Here is a 24,728-nt window from a genome sequence, read left to right as displayed (position 1 = left end):
TTGGATTGTGTCTGAAAGGTCGGTTGTTGCGTGCCACCGCAGTGCTGGCTACCGGTGAGGCCTGCCGTCATAGTCACCATGGATTAATTGCCACCATGGATATTGTGGTCAGCGGGGTGACTGGGATTATAAATGACTGCCTTTTTTACATAAGGTAGAAAGATAATCATTTAGTCGCGCAATCGAGATCATTTTGTTGCTATTTGTTACTAACTGACGTCTTTGTGCTGCTTTCTCCCCCATTGGTCTAATGCCTGAACTGACCAATCATTCAGGTTTCAGGCACGAAACGAAAAACGCCCACCGCACATTGAGTGCGATGGGCGCCCTGGGTGACAACGACCGTCTGCGCCTCAGCGCGTCAGGTCACCATCCTGGGAAGCCTGGGTTACACCAGCTCCTTGTCCGCCAGCATGAACCAGGTTTCCAGCACGGAATCCGGGTTGAGGGAGACGCTGTCGATGCCCTCTTCCATCAGCCACTTGGCCAGCTCCGGATGGTCCGACGGGCCCTGACCACAGATGCCGACGTACTTGCCCTGCGCCTTGCAGGCACGGATCGCCATCGACATCAGCTGCTTGACCGCCGGGTTACGCTCATCGAAGAGGTGAGCGACGATGCCGGAGTCGCGATCCAGCCCCAGGGTCAGCTGGGTCAGGTCGTTGGAGCCGATGGAGAAGCCATCGAAGTGCTCGAGGAACTGATCCGCCAGCAGCGCGTTGGTCGGCAGCTCGCACATCATGATGACGCGCAGGCCGTTCTCGCCACGTACCAGACCATTCTCGCCCAGCAGCTTGATGACCTGCTCCGCCTCGCCGGTGGTACGCACGAAGGGCACCATGATCTCGACGTTGGTCAGCCCCATCTCGTCACGCACGCGCTTGAGGGCACGGCATTCCAGATCGAAGCAGTCGCGGAAGGTGTCAGACACGTAGCGCGAGGCACCACGGAAGCCCAGCATCGGGTTCTCTTCGCCCGGCTCGTACATCTTGCCGCCGATCAGGTTCTCGTACTCGTTGGACTTGAAGTCCGACATGCGCACGATGACCTTCTGCGGGTGGAAGGCGGCCGCCAGGGTGGAGATGCCCTCGACCAGCTTGTCGACGTAGAAGTCGACCGGGCTTGCGTAGCCGGCGGTGCGCGCATCGATGGTCTGCTGCAGATCGATGGGCAGGGTGGCGTAGTCGAGCAGCGCCTTGGGGTGCACGCCGATCATGCGGTTGATGATGAACTCGAGACGCGCCAGGCCCACACCGGCATTCGGCAGACGCGAGAAGCTGAAGGCGCGGTCCGGGTTGCCGACGTTCATCATGATCTTGAACGGAATCTCCGGCATCTCGTTGACGCTGGTGACGGTGCGATCGAAGTTGAGGATACCGTCATAGACATGACCGGTATCGCCTTCGGCGCAGGAGACCGTCACTTCGCGGCCTTCGGCGAGCACCGAGGTCGCGTCGCCACAGCCGACCACGGCCGGAATTCCCAGCTCACGCGCGATGATCGCCGCGTGGCAGGTACGTCCGCCACGGTTGGTGACGATGGCGGAGGCGCGCTTCATGACTGGCTCCCAGTCCGGATCGGTCATGTCGGTGACCAGCACGTCGCCGACCTGCACCTTGTCCATCTGTTCCGGGTTGTCGATCACGCGCACCGCGCCCTGGCCGATACGCTGACCGATGGCACGCCCGGTGACCAGGGTGCGGCCCTTCTCGCGCAGCTGGAAGCGCTCGAGGTTGCCACCCTCTTCCTGGCTGACGACCGTTTCCGGACGCGCCTGGACGATGTAGAGCTTGCCGTCGTCACCATCACGCGCCCATTCGATATCCATCGGACGCTGGTAGTGCTTCTCGATGATCATGGCCTGGCGCGCCAGGGCCTCGACATCGGCATCGCTGATGCAGAAACGGTGGCGGTCCGGCACCGGCACGTCGACGGTCTCGACGGAGCGACCCGCACTGGTGTCGTCGGTGTAGACCATCTTGATCAGCTTGGAGCCCAGGTTGCGGCGCAGTACCGCCGGGCGGCCAGCGGCCAGCGTGGTCTTGTGGACGTAGAACTCGTCAGGATTGACCGCGCCCTGCACCACGGTCTCGCCCAGGCCCCAGGAGCCGGTGACGAAGACGGCGTCGCGGTAGCCGGATTCGGTGTCCAGGGTGAACATCACGCCAGAAGCGGCCGTCTCGGAACGCACCATCTTCTGTACGCCGGCAGACAGCGCGACCAGTGAGTGATCGAAGCCCTTGTGCACGCGGTAGGAAATGGCGCGGTCGTTGAACAGTGACGCGAACACCTCGTGAACCGCACGCTTGATGTTGTCGAAGCCTTCGATGTTGAGGAAGGTTTCCTGCTGACCGGCGAAGGAGGCATCCGGCAGATCTTCCGCGGTGGCGGAGGAGCGCACGGCGACCTTCAGGTTCGGGTGCCTGGCCTGAAGCTCGGCATAGGCACGTTCCATCTCGGCCTCGAAGGCCGGCGGCAGCGGCGTGTCGATGATCCACTGACGAATCTCGGCACCGACGCGCGCCAGTTCGACCACGTCGTCCACATCGAGGGCATCGAGGGCGGCATTGATACGCTTGTCGAGGCCTTCGTGGGCCAGAAACTCGCGATAGGCATAGGAGGTAGTCGCAAAGCCGCCGGGCACGGTGACACCGGCATCGGCCAGATTGGAGATCATCTCACCGAGCGAGGCGTTCTTGCCGCCAACGCGATCAACATCGTTCATGCCGAGCTGATCGAAATCGACGACGTATTCGGATGTGGCTTGCTGTGACAAGGGAACCCCCTGGTACCAATGGATGGAAACGAATGATCGATGGAGGACGATGAACCGCCTTCCGTTCAGCAATGACGCCACCCTAACAAGCTCTCTCTAGTATTAGCCATTGGTCTAACCGGCTAGTCAGTGGAGGAGGACTACAACCCTGAGCCTGTTTCAGACGTTATGTCGCCATCGTCGGCGAACATGTCGACAAGCCAGGAACGGCCGCTACAGGAATGTAGTCATGAGGCGCTTTTTTAAAGGACGGGAACACGGGATTTCTCATATCGCGCCACTGGCCCTGTACCGGATATTGCAAGCTCGACAGGGAACACCGACACTTGGGGTCTTCACGGGGCAACAGCCTGAGCGGGCTGGTGTCTTCGATTCGTTCTTCACGAGTGCCCGTCATGACCCGAACCGCCTTCTTCATTTCCGATGGCACCGGCATCACCGCCGAGACACTGGGACGCAGTCTGCTCGCCCAGTTCGAGAATACCGACATCCGCATGGTGACCAAGCCCTACATCGATTCGGCTGAAAAGGCGACGGCACTGGTCAAGGCCATCGAGAGCGCGCATGCCAATGACGGCGAGCGCCCGATCATCATCGACACCATCGTCGACCAGAACATCCGCGACATCATCTCCGAATCCTCCGGCTTCAAGGTCGACATCTTCTCGACCTTCCTCAAGCCGCTGGAAGAGGAACTGGACACCCACTCGTCCTACAGCGTCGGCAAGACCCACTCCATCGGGCAGGACGACGTCTACATGAATCGCATCGATTCGGTGCATTTCGCCCTCGACAACGATGATGGCGCGCGCACGCATCAATACGACAAGGCCGACGTCATCCTCATCGGCGTCTCACGCTGCGGAAAGACGCCGACCTCGCTGTATCTGGCGCTGCAGTTCGGCATCCGCGCGGCCAACTACCCGCTGACCGAGGATGATCTGGACGAGTCCGGCACCCTCAAGATGCCCGCCTCACTGGCGCAATATCGTCACAAGCTGTTCGGGCTGACCATCGACCCGCGCCGTCTGGCCGCCATCCGCACCGAGCGTCGCCCCAACAGCCGCTACTGCTCGATCGACCAGTGTCTGCAGGAAGTCGAGCAGACCGAGGCACTCTTCCGCCGCTCCAAGGTGCCCTACATCGATACCACGCGTTTCTCGATCGAAGAGATCTCGACACGCATGATCGCCGAGACCGGCCTGGCACGCCGCTTCTCACCGCGCTGACCCCGACGCCAGATCATCACAAGTCGAACACAACAACACACGTCGACCACGACGACAGACATCGACCACAACAACAGCGCTACTCACCCAGGAAATCCTCCCATGTTCAACACCAACCACTACTTCGACGGCCAGGTGGCCTCCATCGCCTTCCAGAGTGCAGACCTTCCTGCCACGGTCGGCGTGATGGCCATCGGCGAATTCGTGTTCGCCACCAGCCAACGCGAATACATGACCCTGATCAGCGGCGACATGCAGGTACTGCTGCCGGGCGCGGAAGAGTGGTATCAGCTCGCCGCCGGTGAAAGCTTCATCGTCGAAGCCAACCAGAGCTTCGAGGTGCGCACCACGGTCGAATCCGCCTATCTGTGCAAGTACGAAGACGCCTAAGGCACTGGGCAACAGCCGCCTAAGGCACTGAAAAACAGCCGCCTGAGGCACTGGTAAACAACCGCCTAAGGCACTGGGAATAAGCCGCCCAAGGCACTGAAAGCCAGACATGAAAAAGCCGCCGCCCCCTCTCGGGTCACGGCGGCTTTTTTTCGTCACGACAGCGGTCTCTCTCTACCAGGCTCAGGCGCGCTGCCTAAGGACCGAACGCAGCGCCAGATAACTGATGCCGCCCATCAACAGATAACTTGTCGCCACCCCGGCAAAAATACCGATCACGCCATACAGGGCGCCGCCAAGCCAGGCCAGCGGCACCAGCAAGGCGAACAGACGCACCAGCGAGAGCATCATCGCGCGGCGCGGCTTGTGCAGCGCATTGAGGCTGGAATTGGCGAGAATGATCACGCCCTGTGCCCCGAGGGCGGCGGGTATCAGCCACAGATAGGTGCTGACCAGCCCCGCGACCTCCTGGCTCTCGGCGAAACGCGCCGCGATCCACTCTCCCCCCAGCCCGAGCCCCAACCAGACCACCAGCTGCCAGACGAGAATGAAGGCCAGCACGCCGTGTATGGCGCGCCATACACGCTTCTGCTGCCCGGCACCGTCGTTCTGGCTGATGAAGGGCGACAGCGTCATGGACAGCGCCAGCACCAGAATCAGCGCCAGCGACTCGATGCGCGAGCCGATGCCGTAAGCCGCCACCGCCGCGTGCCCATGCTGACTGACGATACGCGTGACCAGCGCGGTGGCAATCGGCGTCATCACGCTGGTCAGCGCGGCAGGCAGGCCGATCGCCCCGACCTCGCGCCATGACGTTACCAACCGCGTCACGCTCAGGTGACGAAAATCAAGCCGCGCGCGCAGCAGTGGCAATGCCAGCAAGCCCAGCGTCATCGCCAGCCATGACAGCACCGTGGCCAGCGCCGCGCCCGCCACGCCCATGCCCTGCCAGTCACCGATGCCGAAGATCAGCAGCGGGTCGAGCAACGCATTGAGCACCCCCGCCGCCGCCATCACCAGCGAGGGCACCAGCGTATTGCCCTCGGCGCGCAGCACGCTGCCCAGCACACGCGGCAGCAACACGAAGGGCGCGCCGAAATACCACACCTGCATGTAGTCGCGGATATGCGGCATCAGGGTGTCATCGGCTCCCAGCAGCCCGAACAGCGGCTCGATGCTGGCAAGCCCCAGCACCAGCATCACCAGCCCCAGCAGCAGCCCCAGCAGACTGGAATCCGTAGTACGCGCCTTGACGGTCTCGAGCTCGCCTCGCCCCAGCCGGCGCCCCACCACGGCGGTGGTGCCGATGGACAGCCCGATGGCGATGCTGATCACGCCGAAGGTGACCGGGAAGGTCATGGTCACCGCCGCCAGCTCCGGCGTGCCCAGCTGGGCGATGAACCAGGCATCCACCAGGTTGAACAGCATCATGGTGACGATGCCGCCGATCACCGGCCCCGTCATGCGCGCCAGCGTCGAGGCGATCGGGTCACGCACCAGATCGCGCGTGCCACGCCGAGACGAGGCACGTTTGGGGGTGGCAGGGGTATCAGGGTCAGACATACAGGCTCCGGACAGAAAACGACCCCGACCGGCGAGGCGCCAGCGGGGCCGAACAGTGTAAAGCATCAGCGTGTCAGGTGAGGGGCAACGCTGGATCGCGCCGAGCAATCCCGCGCTGCGTCAGTTGCCCTGCATGAAGGGCGAGACGACCTCTCCCCCCGCCTCACGCCAGGCCGCGAAGCCGCCACCCAGATGGGCCACCGGCCCGAACCCCATGTCCTTGAGCGACTTGGTGGCCAGCGCCGAGCGCAGCCCGCCGGCACAGAACAGCACATAGCGCCCTTCGCGCGCGAAGTCGGCGCGGTGATAGGGCGAGGCCGGGTCGACCCAGAACTCCAGCATGCCGCGCGGCGCGTGGATGGCGCCGGGAATACGCCCTTCTCGCTCCAGCTCACGCACATCGCGGATATCCACCAGCGTCAGCGGCGTGCCGCCGGCGCGGGCCTCTTCCAGCGCCTCGCGTAGCTCGCGGGGCGACAGGGTCTCGATCTCCGTCTCGGCGGCGGCCACCAGCTCACTGACCGGTCGAATCATGGGGTGCTCCTTGCAGATGATGTTGTCCTCGGGGTGCATGTCAGCGGCTGACTGCGTGACAGCTCACGCATCCGCCTCGCCACAGCGATAGAAGCGCTGGATGCTCGAAAAATCGAGGCGTCCTGCGCCTTGGGCTGCATGCTGGACGAACAGATTACGCGCCTGGGAGCCCATTGGCACCGCCGATTTCGAGCCCAGCGCCATCTCCCAGGCAAGGCCAAGATCCTTGGTCATCAGATCGACCAGGAAACCGCCCTGATAGTCATTGGAGGCCGGCGCGGCTTCCATCACGCCGGGCCAGGGATTGTAGACGTTGAGCGCCCAGTTGCCGCCGGATGACTGCTTCATCACCTCCGAGAGCACGGCTGGGTCCAGCCCGTTCTTGACCCCCAGCGCCAGCGCCTCGGCGGTGCCGCTCATCAGGATGCCCAGCAGCATGTTGTTGCAGATCTTGGCGACCTGACCGCTGCCGGCCGGGCCGGCATGGAACAGATTCTTGCCCATCACTTCCAGCAGCGGCACGGCACGCGCATAGCCGTCGGCCTCGCCGCCGACGATGAAACTCAGCGTACCGGCACGTGCACCACCGACCCCGCCGGACACCGGGGCATCCATGAAGGTGATGCCACGCTCGGCGGCGTGGCGCGCGACCAGACGGGCATCATCTGGCGCGATGGTCGAGGCGTCGATCACCAGTACCGAGGGGTCGAGCGTGGCCAGGAGGCCACCCGCACCGTCTTCCTTGTCACCGAGATAGAGCTTTCGCACGTGCTGACCGGCCGGCAGCATGCTGATCAACACCTCGACACCCTCGACGACCTCTCCGGGAGATGCCGCGCGGGTGGCGCCCGCCTCGACCAGCTCGCTCATGGCCGACTCGACCAGATCGAAGACCCTTACCGCATGGCCAGCCTTGACCAGATTGAGCGCCATGGGCCCGCCCATGTTGCCGAGTCCGATGAAACCGATGGATGTCATGGCAATGCTTCCTTGTGAACAGATTCTTGTTGTCATTGGCGTCCGGTGGCATGGCCGCGCCTGCCGCCGGTGCTGAAAAGCGCGCTCAGAGGTCCATCAGCGGATGCTCATTCTCTTCCCACAGCGGTGCGAAGAAGCCGTCGATGTATTCCTCGGAGACCTGGGCGATCGAGGCATAGGCCCACTGCGGCTGCTTGTCCTTGTCGATCAGCAGGGCGCGCACCCCTTCGGCAAGTTCGGTACCCATGCAGCAGCGCACCGACAGGGTCAGCTCGTCGCGGAAGGCCTCCGCCAGCGAGGAGTGGCGATGGCGCCCCAGCATGCGAAATACCAGATGCGGTGAACTGGGGCAGCCGGCCAGCAGTCGCTCGCGGTTGGCGTTCAGCCACGCATTGCAGTCACTGCGCGCCTGGGGGTCATCGATGATCCGCTGGCAGGCCTGCTGCACTTCGCGCCCGGCGACCAGCTGCTGAAGATGATCGAAGAGCGGCAGCACCTGCCCCGGCGGCGCCAGTTCACGGCGCTCGAACTCGCTCAGCACCTGGCTCAGATGACGCGACGGGTGACGGCCGAATTCACCCTCGCACAGCGCCTGCTTGAGCGATTCGCGCTGCTCATCGGGAATCAGGCGTGTCGCAAGGCCAAGATCCAGCGCATCGCGGGCATTCAGCTGCGCACCGGTCGCGCCGAGATATTCTCCGATGCCACGCGGCAGGCGATTGAGCAACCAGCTGGCACCGACATCCGGGTACAGACCGATGCTGACTTCCGGCATCGCCAGTCGCGAACTCTCGGTGACCACACGCTCACAGCCGCCGGCGAACAGCCCCATGCCGCCGCCCATCACGATGCCGCCACCCCACACCAGCAGCGGCTTGGGGAAGGTATGCAGGCGGTGATCGAGCCGGTATTCGGCGGTGAAGTAGCGGGTGGCGAAGAAATCATCCAGCGCCTCGAGGGGGTCTGCGCCTTCGCTGGCAGGCGCCGTGGTCATCGCCTGATAGAGCGCCACGATATCGCCACCGGCACACAGCGCACGCTCGCCGGCGCCTTCCAGCCACACCATGGCGATGCTGCTGTCCAGTTCCCAGGCATCCAGCTGCGCCTCGATGCGCTCGATCATGGCCAGCGACAGCGCATTCAGCGAACGCGGCGCGTTCAGGCGCACGATTCCCAGCTGCTTGCCGTCGCGGGCGCGACGCGTCTCGAACACCACGGGCGCCTCGACATCGGTCGCGGCCTTGGCGGTGACACCTTCTATCTGGCTCATGAGCGCCCTCCTCCCTTCACCTCTTCCTGACGCGAGACCCACTGCGGGGCGCGCTTCTCGAGGAAGGCGCTCACGCCTTCCTTCTGGTTGGGGTCATCGAACAGCTCGACGAACAGCTCGCGCTCCATGCGCAGGCCATCGCTCATGCCGCGATGGCGTGACGACATGATCAACGCCTTGCAGCGCGCCACCGCGCTCGGGCTCTGGTTGGCGACGCTCTCGGCGATCGCCAGCGCGCGCTCGAAGCTCTGGCCGGTCTCGACCACCTCTTCCGCCAGCCCGATGCGACCGGCGGTCTCCGCGTCTACCTGTTCACCACACAGGATCATGCGCTTGGCCCAGCCTTCGCCGACCAGCCACGGCAGGTGCTGGGTGCCGCCCGCACACGGCAGCAGCCCCACCTTGGCCTCCGGCAGTGCCAGCCTGGCCTGCCGCTCGACGATACGCATGTCACAGGCCAGCGCGCACTCGAGCCCGCCGCCCATCGCGTAGCCGTTGACGGCGGCGATCGTCACGCCCGGGAAGTTGGCCAGCCGCTCGAAGGCCAGCCCGAAGCGGCGCGCCATGGTGGCGGCGACGCCCTTGTCACCATCGGCGAAGGTCTTGAGATCGGCGCCGGCGGAGAAGAACTTGTCGCCCTCACCGGTGATCACCACCGCACTCACGCTGCCATCGCCCTCCAGCTCGTCGAGCAGCTGCTCCAGCTCGATCAAGGACGCTTCCGTCCAGGTGTTGGCCGGCGGGTTATTGATGGTGACCCGGGCGATATGACGATCCTTCTCGAGAACGAGGCATGGCCCTTGACTGGATGACATCATGTAACTCCCTGAAAGATGGTAACCAATGACGAATTGAAGTGGAGGCGGCGTTACGCCAGCGACTCGATCATGCCCGGCGTCAGAAGACGCCGCGCAATGATCAGACGCATGATCTCGTTGGTGCCTTCCAGAATCTGGTGCACACGGGTGTCACGCACCAGCCGCTCCAATGGGTACTCGCGGATATAACCGTAGCCGCCATGCAGCTGGAGTGCCTGATTGCAGACCTCGAAGCCCATGTCGGTGGCGAAGCGCTTGGCCATCGCACAGTGGGCGCTGGCCTCGGCGTCACCCTCATCGAGCTTGAAGGCCGCCAGCCGCACCAGGGTGCGCGCCGCGGTCAGTTCGGTGGCCATGTCGGCCAGCTTGAACTGCAGGGCCTGGAACTGGGCCAGCTCACGCCCGAACTGCTTGCGCTCGCCGAGATAATCCCGCGACAGCTCCAGCGCCTTCTGGGCCGCGCCCAGTGAGCAGGTGGCGATGTTGATGCGACCGCCATCCAGCGCCTTCATCGCGAAGCGGAAGCCCTCGCCCTCCTCGCCCAGACGATTGGCCGCCGCAACCCGCACGCGATCGAAGCTCACCAGCCGGGTCGGCTGGCTGTTCCAGCCCATCTTGTCTTCCTTCTTGCCGTAGCTGATGCCCTCGGCGTCAGCCGGCACCACGAAGGCCGAGATACCCGCCGCGCCGCTGTCCGGCTCGCCGGTGCGCGCCATCACCACCAGCACGTCCGTGGCGCCGGCACCGGAGATGAACATCTTGGAGCCACTCAGATAGTAGTCATCGCCCTCGCGCTCGGCGCGGGTACGCAGACTGGCAGCATCACTGCCGCTGCCCGGCTCGGTCAGGCAGTAGGAACCGAGCTTGTCGCCCGCCACCATCGCCGGCACCCACTGCTCGCGGCAGCTGCCCGTGGCGAAACTGGCGATCATCCAGCCCACCATGTTGTGGATGGTGATGTAGGCAGTGGTCGAGATGCAGCCGGTCGCCAGCTGCTCGAGAATGATGGAGCTGTCGAGGCGCGGCAGGCCAAGGCCGCCGTGCTCCTCGGGGACGTAAAGCCCCATGAAGCCGGCCTCGCCCGCCTTGCGAAGTGTCTCGATGGGGAAGTGGGCCGTGGCGTCCCACTCGGCGGCATGCGGGGCAAGCTCGGCATCCGCGAAGGCACGCGCCCCCTCCTGGAGGGCACGCTGGTCATCGGTCAGCGAAAAGTTCATGCAGCTGCCTCCTGTTGTCCTTGTTCTGTCGGCCCGGGCCTATCGCTCGGGCCTGTCAAAGCGGCTCAACGCATCTGAGGAGCCATCAGCGCATCTGAAGAGCCCTCAGCGGTCTTGTGAAGAGAGCCCTCGGCGGTGTTGTAAAGAGAGCCCTCAGCGCATCTGGATCGAGAAGTTGGGCTGATTGCCCTCGGCCGGCGCATCGTCGAACCAGCGCGCCGTCACCGTCTTGGTCTCGGTATAGAAGCGCACCGCCTGCTTGCCATAGGCATGCAGATCACCGAAGAAGCTGCCGCGCCAGCCGGTGAAGGAGAAGAACGGCAGCGGCACCGGAATCGGCACGTTGATGCCGACCTGACCGACCGCGATCTCGTTCTGGAAGCGCCGTGCCGCGCCGCCGGAGCGCGTGAAGATGGAGGTGCCGTTGCCGTAGGGGTTGTTGTTGATCAGCTCGATGGCTTCGGACAGGTCCGCCGCCTCCATGCAGCACAGCACCGGCCCGAAGATTTCCTCGCGATAGAGCACCATCTCCGGCGTCACCCTGGAGAACAGGCACGGCCCCAGCCAGTTGCCGTCGGGATAGCCCGCCACCGAGACGCCGCGACCATCCAGCAGCAGCTCGGCGCCTTCCTGCTCGCCCTGCTGGATCCAGCCGGTCACGCGCTCCAGCGCCTGCGGCGAGATCAGCGGCCCGTAGCTGGCGCCCTTGTCATCCCAGGCGCCCGGGCGCACCTCGGCCAGCGCATCGCGCACCCGCTCGATCAAGGCCTTCGAATCACCGACGAAGACCGCCACCGAGATCGCCATGCAGCGCTGACCCGCCGCGCCGACACTGGCACCGACCAGCGCGTTGACGACCTGGTCGGCCGGAGCGTCCGGCATGATCACCATGTGGTTCTTGGCGCCGGCGAAGCACTGGGCGCGCTTGAGGTTGTCGGTGGCGGTGCGATAGATGTGCTGACCCACCGGTACCGAGCCGACGAAGCTGACGGTGCGCGGAATCTCGTGGGCGAGCAGATGATTGACCTGATCGCGCCCACCCTGCATCACGGTCAGGATGCCCTCGGGGGCACCTGCTTCCATGAACAGCTCCGCCAGCCGCAGCGTGGTCAGCGGCACCTGCTCGGACGGCTTGATCACGAAGGCATTGCCACAGGCGATGGACAGCGGGAACATCCACAGCGGTATCATGGCGGGGAAGTTGAACGGCGTGATGCCCAGGCAGACACCCAGCGACTGGGTCACGGAATAGCTGTCGATGCCGGTGGCGACGTTCTCCACCGTCTCGCCCATCAGCAGGCTGGGAATGTTGGCGGCGTGCTCGACCACCTCGATGCCGCGCCACACATCGCCCTTGGCGTCCTCGAAGGTCTTGCCCAGCTCGTGGGAGATGATCTCGGCCAGCTCGTCATGATGCTGCTTGAGCAGATGCTGATAACTGAGCATCAGGCGGGCGCGGGTCGGCACCGGCGTGTTGCGCCAGCGCTGGAAGGCCTGTTCGGCGTGGTCCAGCGCTTCATCCAGCTCACTCAGCGGTGACAGGGGCACGCGAGCGATCTCGCCGTTGGTGGCCGGGTTGGTGACGCTCAGGTGCTGATCGGCGCGACTTTCGACAAACTGACCATTGATCAGCTGAGGCAGCACCAGCGGCGCGCTGTCACCGGCGACCACGGCGCGCAGGCGTGACAGCAGCTCCAGTGAACCGGTAGAGGACGCGGCAGTAGAGGGCGTGAGAGACGTCGAAGACATGGCGTGGCATTCCTGTGGCTGTTGTTATTGGAAGGAAGACAGTGTGTCAACAGAGCCGAAGTCGTCAGGCGAGCCGCCTTGCAGAGCTGAAGACGACCTGCAGAACCAGGCCGTCCTGCAGAAAACGGCAAGCCGAGACTGTGATCTGATTCAACCTAGCATCTGCTTGGTTGGCTGCAAATACTATTACCCTTTACGTTAACGTAAACAATGCTAGTCTGTAGAAAATTCACGGCCAGACGCCGCTGGCACCCACTGCGCCAAGGAGCATTCCCCTCTCCTTGGCGCGCACAGCATCCGGAGCGGCAGCGCCCATGACAGATACGATGATGACCCCAAGTCCTGACCCCAAATCCCGGGCAACGCCTGATGGCACGACGCACGATGCCGGTGTGGAGTCCCTGCTGAGCACCACCAGCACCAGCGACGCCATCCGTCCGACCCAGCGCACCTGGAGCATCGGCGAGCTGGCACGCCATTTCGACGTGACCACGCGCACCATCCGCTTCTACGAGCAGGAAGGTCTGCTGCACCCGGAGCGGCGCGGTCAGACGCGCGTCTATCGCGACAAGGACCGCGTGCGTCTCAAACTGACCCTGCGCGGCAAGCGACTGGGCTTCTCGCTGGCCGAGATTCGTGAAGTGGTCGACCTCTACGACGCCGCCGACGGCGGTGGCGAGAAGCAGCTCACCCGCCTGCTTGGCATCCTGAGCGAAAAGCGCGAGGGCCTTGAACGGCAGCTGCGCGATCTCACCGCCATGCAACGCGAGCTGGATGACGTCGAGACACGTGCCCGCGAAGCCCTCGCCCGCCTGGCCGGCGACAGCGAGGGCTGATTGGAGTCCACAACACCAGAACCCACTCGCGCCAGCAGCAGCTATATAACTGCCGGCTACACAAGTGACAGCGACTAGACTGTCTATAGAGAATCGTCAGTAGAAAACTGACCAGCGCCTCGCGAGTGCGGGCGACAGCAGACTGCCGGAGAGCAGCGCGTCGCCCGCTGATCACGCGACTCATGACAAGACGACAGCACGACCAGACGACAAAAACGAAAAGAACGACAACACTGCGTCACCGCCTCCCTGAGGCGGCTCCCCCTGACAAGCCTTGCCTCACCAATAACAACCAAGGACACAGGAAAGCACCATGTCACAGGACGCCATCGCCACACGCCAGCCTGCCAGCGAAATGGCACACGCAAGCCAGTCAGCCAGCTATCTCAGCGCTACCTCCGACACCCCACTGATGGGAGAAACCATCGGGGATTGCCTTGATCGCATCTGCGCGCGCTGGCCCGAGCGCGACGCCCTGATCAGTCGCCATCAGGGACTGCGCTACACCTGGGCCGAACTGCACGCAGAGGTCGAGCGCGTGGCGCGCGGCCTGCTGGCGATGGGCATCGAGCGCGGCGACCGCGTCGGGATCTGGGCGCCCAATCGCGCCGAATGGACGCTGATCCAGTACGCCACCGCCAAGATCGGCGTGGTGCTGGTCAATCTCAACCCGAGCTATCGTGGCCATGAACTGGCCTACGCCCTCAAGCAGTCCGGCGCGGCGACGCTGATCTTCCAGTCTCGCTTCAAGGCGTCCGACTATGTGGCGATCCTCGAGGAGCTGTTCCCTGAGGCCAGGGAGGCCCGCGGCCGTGATGGCATTCACAATGCCGCGCTGCCGAACCTCAGACGCCTGATCTGCTTCGAGGCCGAAGATGCCCTGCCCGGCATGCTCAACTGGCAGGATGTGCTCAGCGGTGCCGATAGCGTCCCCGTCGAGACACTCGGCGAGCTGCAGGCCAGTCTGACCTTCGATGACCCGATCAATATCCAGTACACCTCCGGCACCACCGGTGCGCCCAAGGGCGCGACCCTCTCGCACCACAACATCCTCAACAACGGCTTCTTCGTCGCCGAGCGCATGAATCTCAGCGAGCACGACAAACTGGTGATGCCGGTACCGCTCTATCACTGCTTCGGCATGGTGATGGGCAATCTGGGCTGCCTGACCCACGGCGCCGCCATCGTCTATCCGGAAGCGGGCTTCGATCCGCTGGCCACCCTGCAGGCGGTCAGCGAGGAGAGCGCCACCGCGATGTTCGGCGTGCCGACGATGTTCATCGCCGAACTCGAACACCCGCGCTTCGCCGAATTCGACCTCACCAGCCTGCGTACCGGCACCATGGCCGGCTCCATCTGCCCCATCGAGGTGATGCGCCAGGTCATCGAGCGCATGCACATGCGCGAGGTCACCATCGCCTACGGCATGACCGAGACCAGCCCGGTCAGCCTGCAGACCACCCGTGAGGCGCCGCTGGACAAGCGTGTCTCCACCGTCGGCACCCTGCACCCGCATCTGGAGATCAAGATCATCGACCCTGACAGCGGACGCGTGGTGCCGCTCGGCGAGAAGGGCGAGCTGTGCACGCGGGGTTACAGCGTGATGCTGGGCTACTGGAACAACCCGGAGGCCACCGCCAAGGCCATCGATGCCGGCCGCTGGATGCATACCGGCGACCTCGCTACGCTGGATGAAGACGGCTACGTGACGATCGTGGGACGTATCAAGGACATGATCATCCGCGGGGGCGAGAACATCTATCCGCGCGAGATCGAGGACTTCCTCTACACCCACCCGGCGGTGTCGGACGTGCAGGTGATCGGCGTGCCCGATGAGCGGTATGGCGAGGAAGTGATGGCATGGGTCAAGCTCAAGGAAGGCGAGCAGCTCGATGAACCGGCGCTCAAGGCGTTCTGCCAGGGACGTATCGCTCACTTCAAGGTGCCGCGCTACATCAAGTTCGTGGAGGAATTCCCGATGACCGTGACCGGCAAGATCCAGAAGTTCAAGATGCGCGAGGCCGCGACGCAAGAACTGGGACTGGCCAGGTGAGCACGTCACGTGAGGAGGAGGATGACGCCCCCGCCACACGCCACCTGAGCAGCGCTCGTCAGCAGGTCGCCCACTATGCGGCGAGCCACCATCATGCGGCCCTCGACGAGGCGCTCGAGACGCTGATCAATGCCCACCCGAGCGGCGAACTGCCGATCATGGCACTGGCCGGGCTGGACCAACTGCATCTGGGTGGCGTGACAGGCACCCGCGAGCTGCTGGCCCTCGCCCGGCTGGAACCCCAGTCGCGGGGGCTGGCGATGCTCGAACTCGGCGCCGGCCTCGGCGGGCTGGCGCGCCATATTGCCAGCCAGTCGCGCGACACCGGCGCGGACCACCACATCACCACGCTGGATCTCTCGAGCAGCCTCTGCGAGCTGGCGATCGCCCTCAACCGGGCCACCGGACTGCGCGAGTCGATTCGCGTGCTGGAGGGCGATGCCTGCTACCCCGAGCTGCACCCGGCACTGTCGGGCCGCCGCTTTGATCGCCTCTTCAGCCAGCACCTGCTGGTGCATCTGAGCGACAAGGTCAGCACGCTCACCCAGTGGCATGACTGTCTCGAGCAGGATGGCTATCTCCTGCTGCACGAGCCGGTGCTCAGCGTGCAGGCGCAGGCGTTTGGCGAGCGCCCTGCCCTGCCACTGCCGTGGGCGCTGTCACCGCGTGGCGATCAGCTGGCCAGTTGCGAGGAGTTGCATGAGGCGATGGCCAGCAGTGGCTTCGAGGTCGATGCCCATGTCGAGCTGACCGATCAGGTGCTGAGCTGGCAGGCGCGCCGCATGCGCGAGAGCACCAGCGAGCAGCCCAGTGCCTACCGCGAGGACGCACCTGCGCCCTCGCCGGCCATGCTGGCCGCTCGCGGCCTGACGCCGGAACTGGTGTTCGGCCCGGCCTTTTCCCAGATGCAACGCAACCTGATGCTGGCCCTGGAAGCCGGCTGGCTGGAGGTTCACCTGTGGCGCCTGCGCAAGCGTCCTGCCAAACAGTGAAGGGCGCGATGAATCAGTAGAACTCACCGCAGGGATGCGGCGAGAAAAAAATTAGGAAACAGCGCTCGCAAATGACTGGCATCCGCCTGCCTCAACCGTTATTCTTGCCAGTACAGTCCCGTTCGGGGGATAAGCCGTTCGTTACCCGTCAGCATGTGAGGGTAATGTGCCCGACATGATGACCGCATTGCTTCGTGTTTCATCGATACCCACGAGTCAGTGCAACGTTTCCCGATGCTCGCGCAACGTTTCTCCGGGAATCTGTTCATCAAGGGTGTGATCTGATCAATCACTCCCAACAGCATCAAAGATTCCCTCACGGGAAAACCGAAAGGGCCTCCACTTGGAGGCCCTTTTTTTGTCTGCGCGCTTTGGTCTAGTCACTCTGGCCTGCAGGCGTCGAGCTGACAGCTCCGCTGCGGCGCATCACGACTGCCAGCCGGCCAGCACCTCGAGATGATCACGACGTGCCTGGCCCGGTGTCACGGCGGCCAGTCGCACCCGGGTACCCGGCACACATTGCCCGAGCTGTGCGCAGGCCAGTGGCGTCAGCGCGCCAAGGCGCGGGTAGCCGCCGATGGTCTGGCGATCATTGAGCAATATGATGGGCTGGCCATCGGCCGGCACCTGCACGGCGCCCAGCGGGATGCCTTCGGACACCATGCCCGCTCCTTCACGCTCGAGACGCGGGCCGGTCAGGCGCACGCCCATGCGATCGGCGCGACCATCCACCGCCCATTCGCTGTTGAAGGCGCGATAGAGGCTGTCGCCACTGAACTCGGCGATCTGCGCTCCCACGACCAGCGGCAACTCGAGCGCCTCGCCTTCCCAGGGGGTCAGCGACTGCTGCCATGCCTGTGCCGACACCGGCAGCTCGCGCAGCGACAGCTCATTGCTGGCAGCCGCCAGCACATCACCGCTGGCCAATGCTCGCCCTTCGCCATCCAGCCCGCCGAGGCCGTCGCGCACCGTGCTGGCGGCACTGCCCAGCACCGGGGCGACATCCAGGCCACCGGGGAAGGCCAGATAGGCGCGCAGCCCGGCGACGGGACGCTCGAACTTGAGCTGCTGTCCGCTGGTCACCTCGAAGGCCTGACCCGGCGCGAGCGCCTCGCCGTCGAGGGTCGCGGCCAGGTCCGCGCCGCACAGCGCCAGGGTGCCGGCCTGTTCGACCTTGAGCAGCAAGCCACCGCCCATGGTGATCTCGAGCCCCGGCGCATCATGGGCGTTGCCCAGCAGCCAGTTGGCCCAACCCAGCGACACCCAGTCCGCCGCGCCGCCCTGGGTCACGCCCAGATGACGCACGCCCAGACGGCCAGCGTCCTGTACCAGTGCCAGGGCACCACTGCGTTCGACGCGCAGCGTCGTCTTCGTCTTCACGTCGCTCATGCGCGTTCCTCCAGCGGGGTGACATCGCCGCCCAGGCGAACGAATTCCTCTCGGCTCACGGAGACAAAGCGCACACGATCACCGGGCATGAAACGACTGGACGGTTCACCGGCCTCATTGCGCCCGAACAGCGTGATGGGCGTACGGCCCAGAATGTTCCAGCCGCCGGGTGAGCGTGACGGGTAGATGGCGGCCTGACGGTCGGCGATGCCGACGCTGCCGGGGGCGATCTTCTGGCGCGGCGTCTTGAGGCGCGGTGTGGTCAGCGCCTCTTCCAGCACGCCCATGAAGGCGAAACCGGGCGCGAAGCCGAGGGCGAACACGCAATAGTCATGCGCCCCGTGACGCTCGATCAGTGCCTCGACGCTGATGCCCAGCCGCGCGGCGATCGGCGCCAGCTCCGGCCCGACACTGTCGTCATACCAGACGGGCACTTCATGCAGCTGGCCCTGCTGGCCACTGCCCGGGGCGAGGTCCGCCAGCGCGGCCTGAATGCGGGCACGCGCCTCGCCTTCTTCCAGCGCGGCCACATCGTAGTGCAGCAGCAGCGTGGTGTAGGACGGCACCAGATCGACCAGCGCCGCGCCGAAGGCCTCACGCAGCGCACTGTCGGCGGCCAGCACCCAGGCCATGTTGGATTCCTCGATGCGATCGAACAGCCGGATGATCAGCGAGTCCATGCCGACGGTCTCGAGGCGCAGTTGCGGTGACGTGCCACGGCCGTGGCTGTCAGCCCCCGCCATCAGGCACCCGCCAACGTATCGAAGGCTTCACGGATAGCGCGCACCGCGGCCACGGACTCGGCGTTGTCACCGTGCACGCACAGCGTATCGGCGGACAGCACCAGGTCACCGCCGCTGCTGTCGGTCAGTGCTTCACCACGCGCCAATGTCACGGACTGGGCGATGATCACCTCGCTGTCGTGATGCACGGCACCCGGCTCACGGCGCGACACCAGGTGGCCGCGTGAGTCATAGGCACGGTCGGCGAAGGCCTCGAACCACAGCGTGATGCCCATCTCGTCGGCCAGCGCCTGCATCGGCGCGGGGTTGGCGGTCGCCATCACCATCAGCGGCAGGCTGGCGTCATAGCGCACCACGGCCTGCATGACGGCGCGCAGCAGCGTCGGGTCGGCGGCCATGTCGTTGTAGAGCGCGCCATGCGGCTTCACGTACTGGACGCGAGTGCCCTCGGCGCGACAGATACCATCGAGCGCGCCGATCTGGTAGAGCAGCATGTCCTCGACCTCGGCAGGCGAACACGCCATCGAGCGACGGCCGAAGCCTTGCAGGTCCGGATAGGCCGGGTGCGCACCGATGCGCACGTCATGCTTGACCGCCAGACGCACGGTGCGGCGCATGATGCTGGGGTCGGAGGCGTGGAAACCACAGGCGATATTGGCGCAGTCGACGAAGGGCATGACCTCTTCATCCAGACCGATCTTCCAGTTGCCGAAGCTTTCGCCCATATCGCAGTTGAGCAGGGGGAGGGAGGGAGCAGAGCGGGACATAGCGGAACCTCACAGGTCAGATCTTGTGTGTTGTTATGCCTCCACTCTATGTAAGGGGCCGCCTTGGTATCCAATCGTATTTTATGATTCGTCATATCGGTGAAATCTTTCATCATCTTGCGCCATGAAAGCACCGGCCGTGTATCGCTTGCCCGACAGCGCGCGTCATGCTTCTGTCTTGTGCGAGCCGAGCGGTGACTTCAGGGCCTGTCACCCCGCCCACCGCTGGTCTGAAGTCATTCCTTGCTCAGCCGAATCCCCCAACAACAACAGGAGTTTCACCATGGCCGTCAGCGACCCGTTCCACCTCGCCATCCAGGTCCGCGATATCGCCGAGGCACGCCGCTTCTATGGCGAGTTTCTGGGCTGCCCCGAGGGCCGCTCGTCCGACAGCTGGGTCGATTTCGACCTCTATGGCCACCAGTTCGTCTGCCACCTGAACCCGGCGCTGGCCGACCCGGCAAGCGCCGTCGCTCAGCACCGCAATCCGGTCGATGGCCATGGCGTGCCGGTGCCGCACTTCGGCGTGGTGCTGGAGATGGACGCCTGGCAGGCACTGGCGGACCGCCTCATCGCCGAGGGCGTCACCTTCGAGATCGAACCCCATATCCGCTTCAAGGGCGAACCCGGCGAACAGGCAACGATGTTCTTCCTCGACCCCACCGGCAATGCACTGGAATTCAAGGCCTTCAAGGACCGCGAGAGCCAGCTGTTTCGCAAATGACGTGAGCGACCCGCGCAAGCGAATGAGCCCGCGCCCGGCCTGACGCGGGCCATGCCCCGAGATGAAAGCTGACGCCCCGCGCCGCATGCGGCAAGATGGGCGGTCTTCACGATTCATCACGGGGCATCTGCCATGTTCGACTTCAAGGAACTCGAGGCCTTCGTCTGGGTGGTCCGGCTTGGCTCGTTCCGCAAGGGCGCGACCAAGCTTCACCTGACCCAGCCCTCCATCTCGGACCGCATCAACCGCCTGGAAGCCACCGTTGGCGAATCCCTGCTGGAACGCGCCACCCGCCCCATCCAGCCCACCCTGCGCGGGCGAGAGTTCTTCGCCCACGCCGAGCGCCTGCTCAGTGGCCGCGACGAAGCCATGCGCCTGTTTCAGGAAGAAGGCGCCTTCTCAGGCACCCTGCGTCTGGGCGTGATCGAGACCATCGCCAACAGCTGGTTCCCTGCCTTCATGCGCCAGCTGGCCGAACGCTATCCCAAGCTGACGCTGGAAATGACCGTCGATATCTCGCCCTCCCTGCATCAGCGTCTGGCCGACAACGATCTCGACATGCTGTTCGCGATGGACAGCGCCGCCATGGGGCCCTACGCCACCCAGACTCCGCTGTGCACCTTCGAGATGGGCATGTTCGCCTCGCCGACCCTCGCCGGGCAGCTGGCCGAGGATGGCGAGCGCTTCGCCACCACGCCATTCATCTCCTTCAGCAAGCAGGCGCGCCCCTATACCGAGCTGGTCAGCTATCTGTCGGAACAGGGCATCACCCAGCCCAAGGTGCACTGCACCAGCACCCTGATGACCATCCTGCGCATGAGCAGCGAAGGGCTCGGCATCGGCGTACTGCCGGTCGCCACGGTGGAGGATGTCATCAGCCACGGCGAACTGGTGCGCCTGCCACTGAAGACCCCATTGCCGCCAATGGTCTATGAAGCCATCTGGCGCAATGCCAACTATCCCGATTTCTGTGCCAGCGTGGCACGCCTCGGCCGCCAGTGTGCCGAGACCTACTCGCAGCAACACGCGCATTCCGATCCCTGATCAGGCCGCCTGCCATGCGCTGAGTCAGGGTTGATCGCGCCCTGCCCTGCATCAGATCAGCGTCAGACCAAGGTCTAACAATATCGTCAAAGGCTTTCATGCGACGACACTGTGAAAGATTTCATCGATACTACGCATCAGAATTAACGATTGGACGGGATGGCCCGTCGCTTGAAGAATGAAATTGTCTGCCGACAACATTCAATAATAATGAGGAACAAGACATGCGTAAGCCCAACGATTCCCTCACTCGCAAGACCCCGACAGTCAAGTCCTTCGCCTGGCTGGCGACAGTGGGTGCCCTGGCCTTCAGTGGCTCGGCGCTCGCGGCACAGTGGAACCTCGCCACTCCGTATGGCGATGCCAGCTTCCACACCAAGAACACCAAGCAGTTCGCCGAGGACGTCACCGAGGCCACCGATAGCGAGCTGACCGTGACCGTGCACAGCGGCGGTTCCCTGATCTCCCACGGCGAGATCAAGCCTTCCGTGCGTCGCGGCACCGTCCAGGCTGGTGAGATCTTCCTGTCGATTCTCTCCAACGAATCGCCGGTCTACGAGCTGGACACCCTGCCGGGCGTCGCCTCCAGCTACGAAGAAGCCTTCGCCCTCTGGCAGGCCTCCAAGCCGGACATCACCGAGCTGTTCGCCAAGGAAGGTCTGATGCCGCTGTACGCGGTCGCCTGGCCGGCCCAGGGCATCTACACCGACTTCGATCTGACCGACGTCTCCCAGCTCAAGGGGCTGCGTATCCGCGCGCCCAACATCAACACCCAGCGCTTCGTCGAGAACGTCGGCGGCAAGCCCACCGAGACCGAAGAAGCCGACATCCCCACCGCCTTCAGCACCGGCCGTGTCGACGCGATGATCACCTCCAGCTCCACCGGCAAGTCCATGTCGGCCTGGGATTACGTCAAGCACTACAACGACGCCAAGCTGTGGCTGCCGAAGAACATCGTCTTCGTCAACAAGCGTGCCTTCGATCGTCTCGACGAGAGCACCCAGCAAGCCGTGCTCGATGCCGCCAAGGCCGCCGAAACCCGCGGCTGGGAAGCCAGCAAGGCCGATGCCGACGAGAGCGCCAAGGTGCTGACCGAGAATGGCTTCACCATCAGCGAGCCTGACGCCAAGCTGGCGGAAGATCTGAAGGCCGCCGGTGACAAGCTGTTCCAGGACTGGAAATCGCGTGCCGGTGAAGAAGGCCAGCAGCTGCTCGAGCGCTACCGCGCAGACCTGGATGCCTGAGATCCGCTCGCAAGCCCGACTGCCCGGCGCTGAACGCGGGTCACGTGGCTGAGCGCATCGACCGTGCACTGCCTGAGCAACGTCTGAGCATTGCCTGAGCGCTGCAGATGTCCTGACTGACCCCAGCTGCAGCGTTGCTATCCCGCCACGCGATATGCCACTCGAGACTCCGACACCTGCCGTCCGCCGGCAGGTGACCCACGGAAAAGCCTGTGCGCAGCATCGCGTGGCCACCCTCACCTTCCCTGTGAGCGCCCGTCATGACCTATTTCTTCGACAGACTCTATCGCCTCGGTGCGTGGGGTGCGGCGGCCTGCATGCTGCTGATCTGCACCCTCGTCAGCCTGCAAGTCTTCCTGCGCCTGATCGACGCCATCATGGTGATGTTCGGTGCCGAGCGTCTCGGCTTCGAGATCTCCGGCGTGTCGGAAATGGCTGCCTTCCTGCTGGTCGGCGCCACCTTCCTGAGCCTCGCCTACACCTTCACGCATCACGCCCATATCCGCGTGACGCTGGTCATCAACCGCCTGCCGGCCGCCGTGCGCGTATGGATCGAAAGCCTCGCGCTGCTGATCGCACTCGGCCTGAGCGTATTGATCACCCATGAACTGGTACTGCTGGTCGGCGAGAGCCTCGAGTACCACGACATCTCCTCCGGCCTGCTGGCGCTGCCGCTGTGGATTCCGCAGAGCGTGCTGGTCGCCGGTACCGGCCTGCTGTGCCTGGCGATTCTCGAGACCCTGATCGCCACGCTGCGCACCGCCTTCACCGCGCCCTCAAGCTACGTGGCGCCCGAGCCCGAAGACGGAGCCGAATGACATGCTGACACTCATCCTCGTCACTCTGCTGGCCCTCGCCTTGCTGCTCGGCAGCGGCGTGTGGGTCGCCTTCTCGCTGATCGGCACCGGCTGGATCGTGCTGACCTTCTTCTCCACCTTCGAGACCGGCCCGATCCTGGCCTCCGATTTCTGGGGTGCCAGCTACGGCTGGGACCTGACCGCCCTGCCGATGTTCGTGTGGATGGGCGAGATCCTGTTCCGCTCCGGGCTGGCCGACAACATGTTCCGCGCGCTGGCACCGTGGCTCAATCGCCTGCCGGGCCGTCTGCTGCACTCCAACATCATCGGCAGCGGTCTGTTCGCCGCCGTGTGCGGCTCCTCCGCCGCCACCTGTGCCACCGTCGGCAAGATGACGCTGCCAGAGCTTGAACGTCGCGGCTACGACAGCAACCTGGCCATCGGTACCCTCGCCAGTGCCTCGACCCTCGGCCTGCTGATTCCGCCGTCGATCATGATGATCGTCTATGGCGTGGTCACGGAGCAGTCCATCTCGCGTCTGTTCATCGCCGGTGTCCTGCCGGGCATGCTGCTGCTGGCCCTGTTCATGGGCTACCTGGCGATCTGGTCGAAGGTCGTCGGTGAGCCGCAGGGCCGCGCCGGCCATGACGAGCCGCACATGGGCTTCATGGCCAAGCTGCGCAACAGCGCCCAGCTGATTCCGCTGCTGGCACTGATCGGCGGCATCCTCGGCAGCATCTACGGTGGCCTGGCGTCACCCACCGAAGCGGCCGCGGTCGGCGTGGTACTGTCGCTGATCATCGCGCGCCTCAACGGCCACATGACCGCCGCCACCTTCAAGGAATCGCTGTTCGCGGCGCTGCGCACCTCGTGCATGATCGCCTTCATCATCGCCGGTGCCTCCTTCCTGTCCTCCGCGATGAGCTTCACCCAGATTCCGATGCAGCTGGCCGAAGGCATCGCCACCCTGGGTCTGTCGCCGACCATGCTGCTGGTGGTGCTGACGCTGTTCCTGTTGATCCTGGGCTGCTTCCTCGACGGCATCTCGCTGATCCTGCTGGTGACCTCCATCATCATGCCGGTCATCGAAGCCGCCGGTTTCGACCTGATCTGGTTCGGTATCTACCTGATCATCGTGGTCGAGATGTCGCAGATCACCCCGCCGGTCGGCTTCAACCTGTTCGTGATCCAGAGCCTGACCGGCAAGGACATCATCACCATCACCAAGGCGACGCTGCCGTTCTTCCTGCTGATGATCTTCTCCATCGTGCTGATGCACGTCTTCCCGGAGATCGTGCTCTATCTTCCGCAGGCCATGAACAACTGATCATCTGACCCCGATGCCATGGATGGCAGCTGGTAGCGCTTCCAGACTCAGGAACCGCAGCTGTCGGCACCTCTATCGGTCGACCCTTGCCTCAAGGGCACCGAGCGTCACGGCAGACATACGGTGACGTGCTTGCAGACCTCCCCTCGGGGAGGTCTTTTTTATGCCACCTGCCCGGCGCTTGCCGCTCGCCGCTTGCAGAGCATCGCGATTCAAAGCATCGCGACGGAAAGCACCGTCCTCGCACACACACGGCCCAGCCCCACACAGCCCAGCTCAGATCGGCAC

The 24,728-nt window shown here is 64.3% G+C and carries 21 protein-coding genes; 10 read left to right on the top strand and 11 right to left on the bottom strand.

The annotated features are described in order from the left end of the window. Positions 1-388 precede the first annotated feature (388 nt). Positions 389-2,776 carry a phosphoenolpyruvate synthase gene (ppsA, locus tag ACJJV2_RS04535; RefSeq protein WP_043331316.1) on the bottom strand — a complete coding sequence of 796 codons (2,388 nt, stop codon included), beginning with the start codon at positions 2,774-2,776 and terminating at the stop codon, positions 389-391. A gap of 395 nt (positions 2,777-3,171) precedes the next feature. Here ppsA and ACJJV2_RS04530 point away from each other — a divergent pair, with 395 nt between their 5' ends. Beyond that, positions 3,172-4,005 carry a pyruvate, water dikinase regulatory protein gene (locus ACJJV2_RS04530; protein ID WP_043331317.1) on the top strand — a complete coding sequence of 278 codons (834 nt, stop codon included), beginning with the start codon at positions 3,172-3,174 and terminating at the stop codon, positions 4,003-4,005. 102 nt (positions 4,006-4,107) lie between these two features. After that, a complete protein-coding gene (locus ACJJV2_RS04525) occupies positions 4,108-4,395 on the top strand; it encodes a pyrimidine/purine nucleoside phosphorylase (RefSeq protein WP_043331318.1) in 288 nt (95 codons plus the stop codon). 183 nt (positions 4,396-4,578) lie between these two features. Here the strand turns inward: ACJJV2_RS04525 and ACJJV2_RS04520 are convergent, their stop codons facing one another. From ACJJV2_RS04520 to ACJJV2_RS04490, 7 genes are all read right to left on the bottom strand, one after another. After that, complete coding sequence (locus tag ACJJV2_RS04520) at positions 4,579-5,958, bottom strand: MATE family efflux transporter (protein WP_405278552.1); 1,380 nt, start codon at positions 5,956-5,958, stop codon at positions 4,579-4,581. Between the two features lie 120 nt (positions 5,959-6,078). Further along, a complete protein-coding gene (locus tag ACJJV2_RS04515) occupies positions 6,079-6,492 on the bottom strand; it encodes a rhodanese-like domain-containing protein (RefSeq protein ID WP_107336265.1) in 414 nt (137 codons plus the stop codon). Positions 6,493-6,555: 63 nt separating this feature from the next. Further along, the gene (gene mmsB / locus ACJJV2_RS04510; RefSeq protein ID WP_405278550.1) at positions 6,556-7,470 is read right to left on the bottom strand and encodes a 3-hydroxyisobutyrate dehydrogenase; all 915 of its coding nucleotides are present in this window, start codon (positions 7,468-7,470) and stop codon (positions 6,556-6,558) included. An 85-nt stretch (positions 7,471-7,555) separates the two neighbouring features. Then, positions 7,556-8,740, bottom strand: coding sequence for an enoyl-CoA hydratase/isomerase family protein (locus ACJJV2_RS04505; RefSeq protein ID WP_405278548.1), 1,185 nt, complete (start codon positions 8,738-8,740; stop codon positions 7,556-7,558). After that, the gene (locus tag ACJJV2_RS04500) at positions 8,737-9,555 is read right to left on the bottom strand and encodes an enoyl-CoA hydratase (protein ID WP_054555504.1); all 819 of its coding nucleotides are present in this window, start codon (positions 9,553-9,555) and stop codon (positions 8,737-8,739) included. The genes ACJJV2_RS04505 and ACJJV2_RS04500 overlap by 4 nt, the downstream gene beginning before the upstream one ends. Before the next feature lie 53 nt (positions 9,556-9,608). Then, entirely contained in the window at positions 9,609-10,775 is a 1,167-nt protein-coding gene (locus ACJJV2_RS04495) for an acyl-CoA dehydrogenase family protein (RefSeq protein WP_284892868.1), read from the bottom strand. A gap of 153 nt (positions 10,776-10,928) precedes the next feature. Further along, a complete protein-coding gene (locus tag ACJJV2_RS04490; protein ID WP_405278545.1) occupies positions 10,929-12,524 on the bottom strand; it encodes a CoA-acylating methylmalonate-semialdehyde dehydrogenase in 1,596 nt (531 codons plus the stop codon). Between the two features lie 314 nt (positions 12,525-12,838). Between ACJJV2_RS04490 and ACJJV2_RS04485 the strand changes: the two genes are divergently transcribed. From ACJJV2_RS04485 to ACJJV2_RS04475, 3 genes are all read left to right on the top strand, one after another. Continuing rightward, positions 12,839-13,360: a MerR family DNA-binding transcriptional regulator gene (locus ACJJV2_RS04485; RefSeq protein ID WP_349496626.1), complete on the top strand. Its 522-nt coding sequence runs from the start codon at positions 12,839-12,841 to the stop codon at positions 13,358-13,360. A 355-nt stretch (positions 13,361-13,715) separates the two neighbouring features. Further along, a complete protein-coding gene (locus ACJJV2_RS04480) occupies positions 13,716-15,413 on the top strand; it encodes an AMP-binding protein (RefSeq protein ID WP_405278663.1) in 1,698 nt (565 codons plus the stop codon). Further along, a complete protein-coding gene (locus ACJJV2_RS04475) occupies positions 15,410-16,405 on the top strand; it encodes an SAM-dependent methyltransferase (RefSeq protein ID WP_405278543.1) in 996 nt (331 codons plus the stop codon). The genes ACJJV2_RS04480 and ACJJV2_RS04475 overlap by 4 nt, the downstream gene beginning before the upstream one ends. A 426-nt stretch (positions 16,406-16,831) precedes the next feature. On the opposite strand, the gene ACJJV2_RS04470 is transcribed toward ACJJV2_RS04475, so the two are convergent. Genes ACJJV2_RS04470 through ACJJV2_RS04460 form a run of 3 tightly spaced genes read right to left on the bottom strand, consistent with a single transcriptional unit; the run spans position 16,832 to position 19,304 of the window. Then, a complete protein-coding gene (locus ACJJV2_RS04470) occupies positions 16,832-17,794 on the bottom strand; it encodes a biotin-dependent carboxyltransferase family protein (protein ID WP_405278541.1) in 963 nt (320 codons plus the stop codon). Beyond that, positions 17,791-18,537, bottom strand: coding sequence for an allophanate hydrolase subunit 1 (locus ACJJV2_RS04465; RefSeq protein WP_054555508.1), 747 nt, complete (start codon positions 18,535-18,537; stop codon positions 17,791-17,793). The genes ACJJV2_RS04470 and ACJJV2_RS04465 overlap by 4 nt, the downstream gene beginning before the upstream one ends. Continuing rightward, positions 18,537-19,304, bottom strand: coding sequence for a 5-oxoprolinase subunit PxpA (locus ACJJV2_RS04460; protein ID WP_153636297.1), 768 nt, complete (start codon positions 19,302-19,304; stop codon positions 18,537-18,539). The genes ACJJV2_RS04465 and ACJJV2_RS04460 overlap by 1 nt, the downstream gene beginning before the upstream one ends. A gap of 283 nt (positions 19,305-19,587) precedes the next feature. On the opposite strand from ACJJV2_RS04460, the gene ACJJV2_RS04455 reads away from it, so the two are divergent. The 5 genes from ACJJV2_RS04455 to ACJJV2_RS04435 all read left to right on the top strand — a co-directional run bounded on the left by ACJJV2_RS04455 (position 19,588) and on the right by ACJJV2_RS04435 (position 24,440). Beyond that, positions 19,588-20,028 carry a VOC family protein gene (locus ACJJV2_RS04455; protein ID WP_054555510.1) on the top strand — a complete coding sequence of 147 codons (441 nt, stop codon included), beginning with the start codon at positions 19,588-19,590 and terminating at the stop codon, positions 20,026-20,028. A 132-nt stretch (positions 20,029-20,160) separates the two neighbouring features. Further along, the gene (locus ACJJV2_RS04450; RefSeq protein ID WP_279832505.1) at positions 20,161-21,072 is read left to right on the top strand and encodes a LysR family transcriptional regulator; all 912 of its coding nucleotides are present in this window, start codon (positions 20,161-20,163) and stop codon (positions 21,070-21,072) included. Positions 21,073-21,296: 224 nt separating this feature from the next. Further along, positions 21,297-22,316, top strand: a complete 1,020-nt coding sequence (locus ACJJV2_RS04445) for a TRAP transporter substrate-binding protein (RefSeq protein WP_405278537.1) — start codon at positions 21,297-21,299, stop codon at positions 22,314-22,316. A 260-nt stretch (positions 22,317-22,576) separates the two neighbouring features. Then, on the top strand, positions 22,577-23,134 hold the full coding sequence (locus tag ACJJV2_RS04440; protein ID WP_043331335.1) for a TRAP transporter small permease: 558 nt from the start codon (positions 22,577-22,579) through the stop codon (positions 23,132-23,134). A gap of 1 nt (position 23,135) precedes the next feature. Beyond that, on the top strand, positions 23,136-24,440 hold the full coding sequence (locus tag ACJJV2_RS04435) for a TRAP transporter large permease (protein ID WP_043331336.1): 1,305 nt from the start codon (positions 23,136-23,138) through the stop codon (positions 24,438-24,440). The last annotated feature ends 288 nt before the right edge of the window (positions 24,441-24,728 follow it).

This window comes from Cobetia sp. Ld8, from assembly GCF_045066615.1.
GTDB lineage: Bacteria > Pseudomonadota > Gammaproteobacteria > Pseudomonadales > Halomonadaceae > Cobetia > Cobetia amphilecti.
Note: the sequence above shows the minus strand (reverse complement) of the source record. Positions and strands in the feature narration are given on the sequence as shown.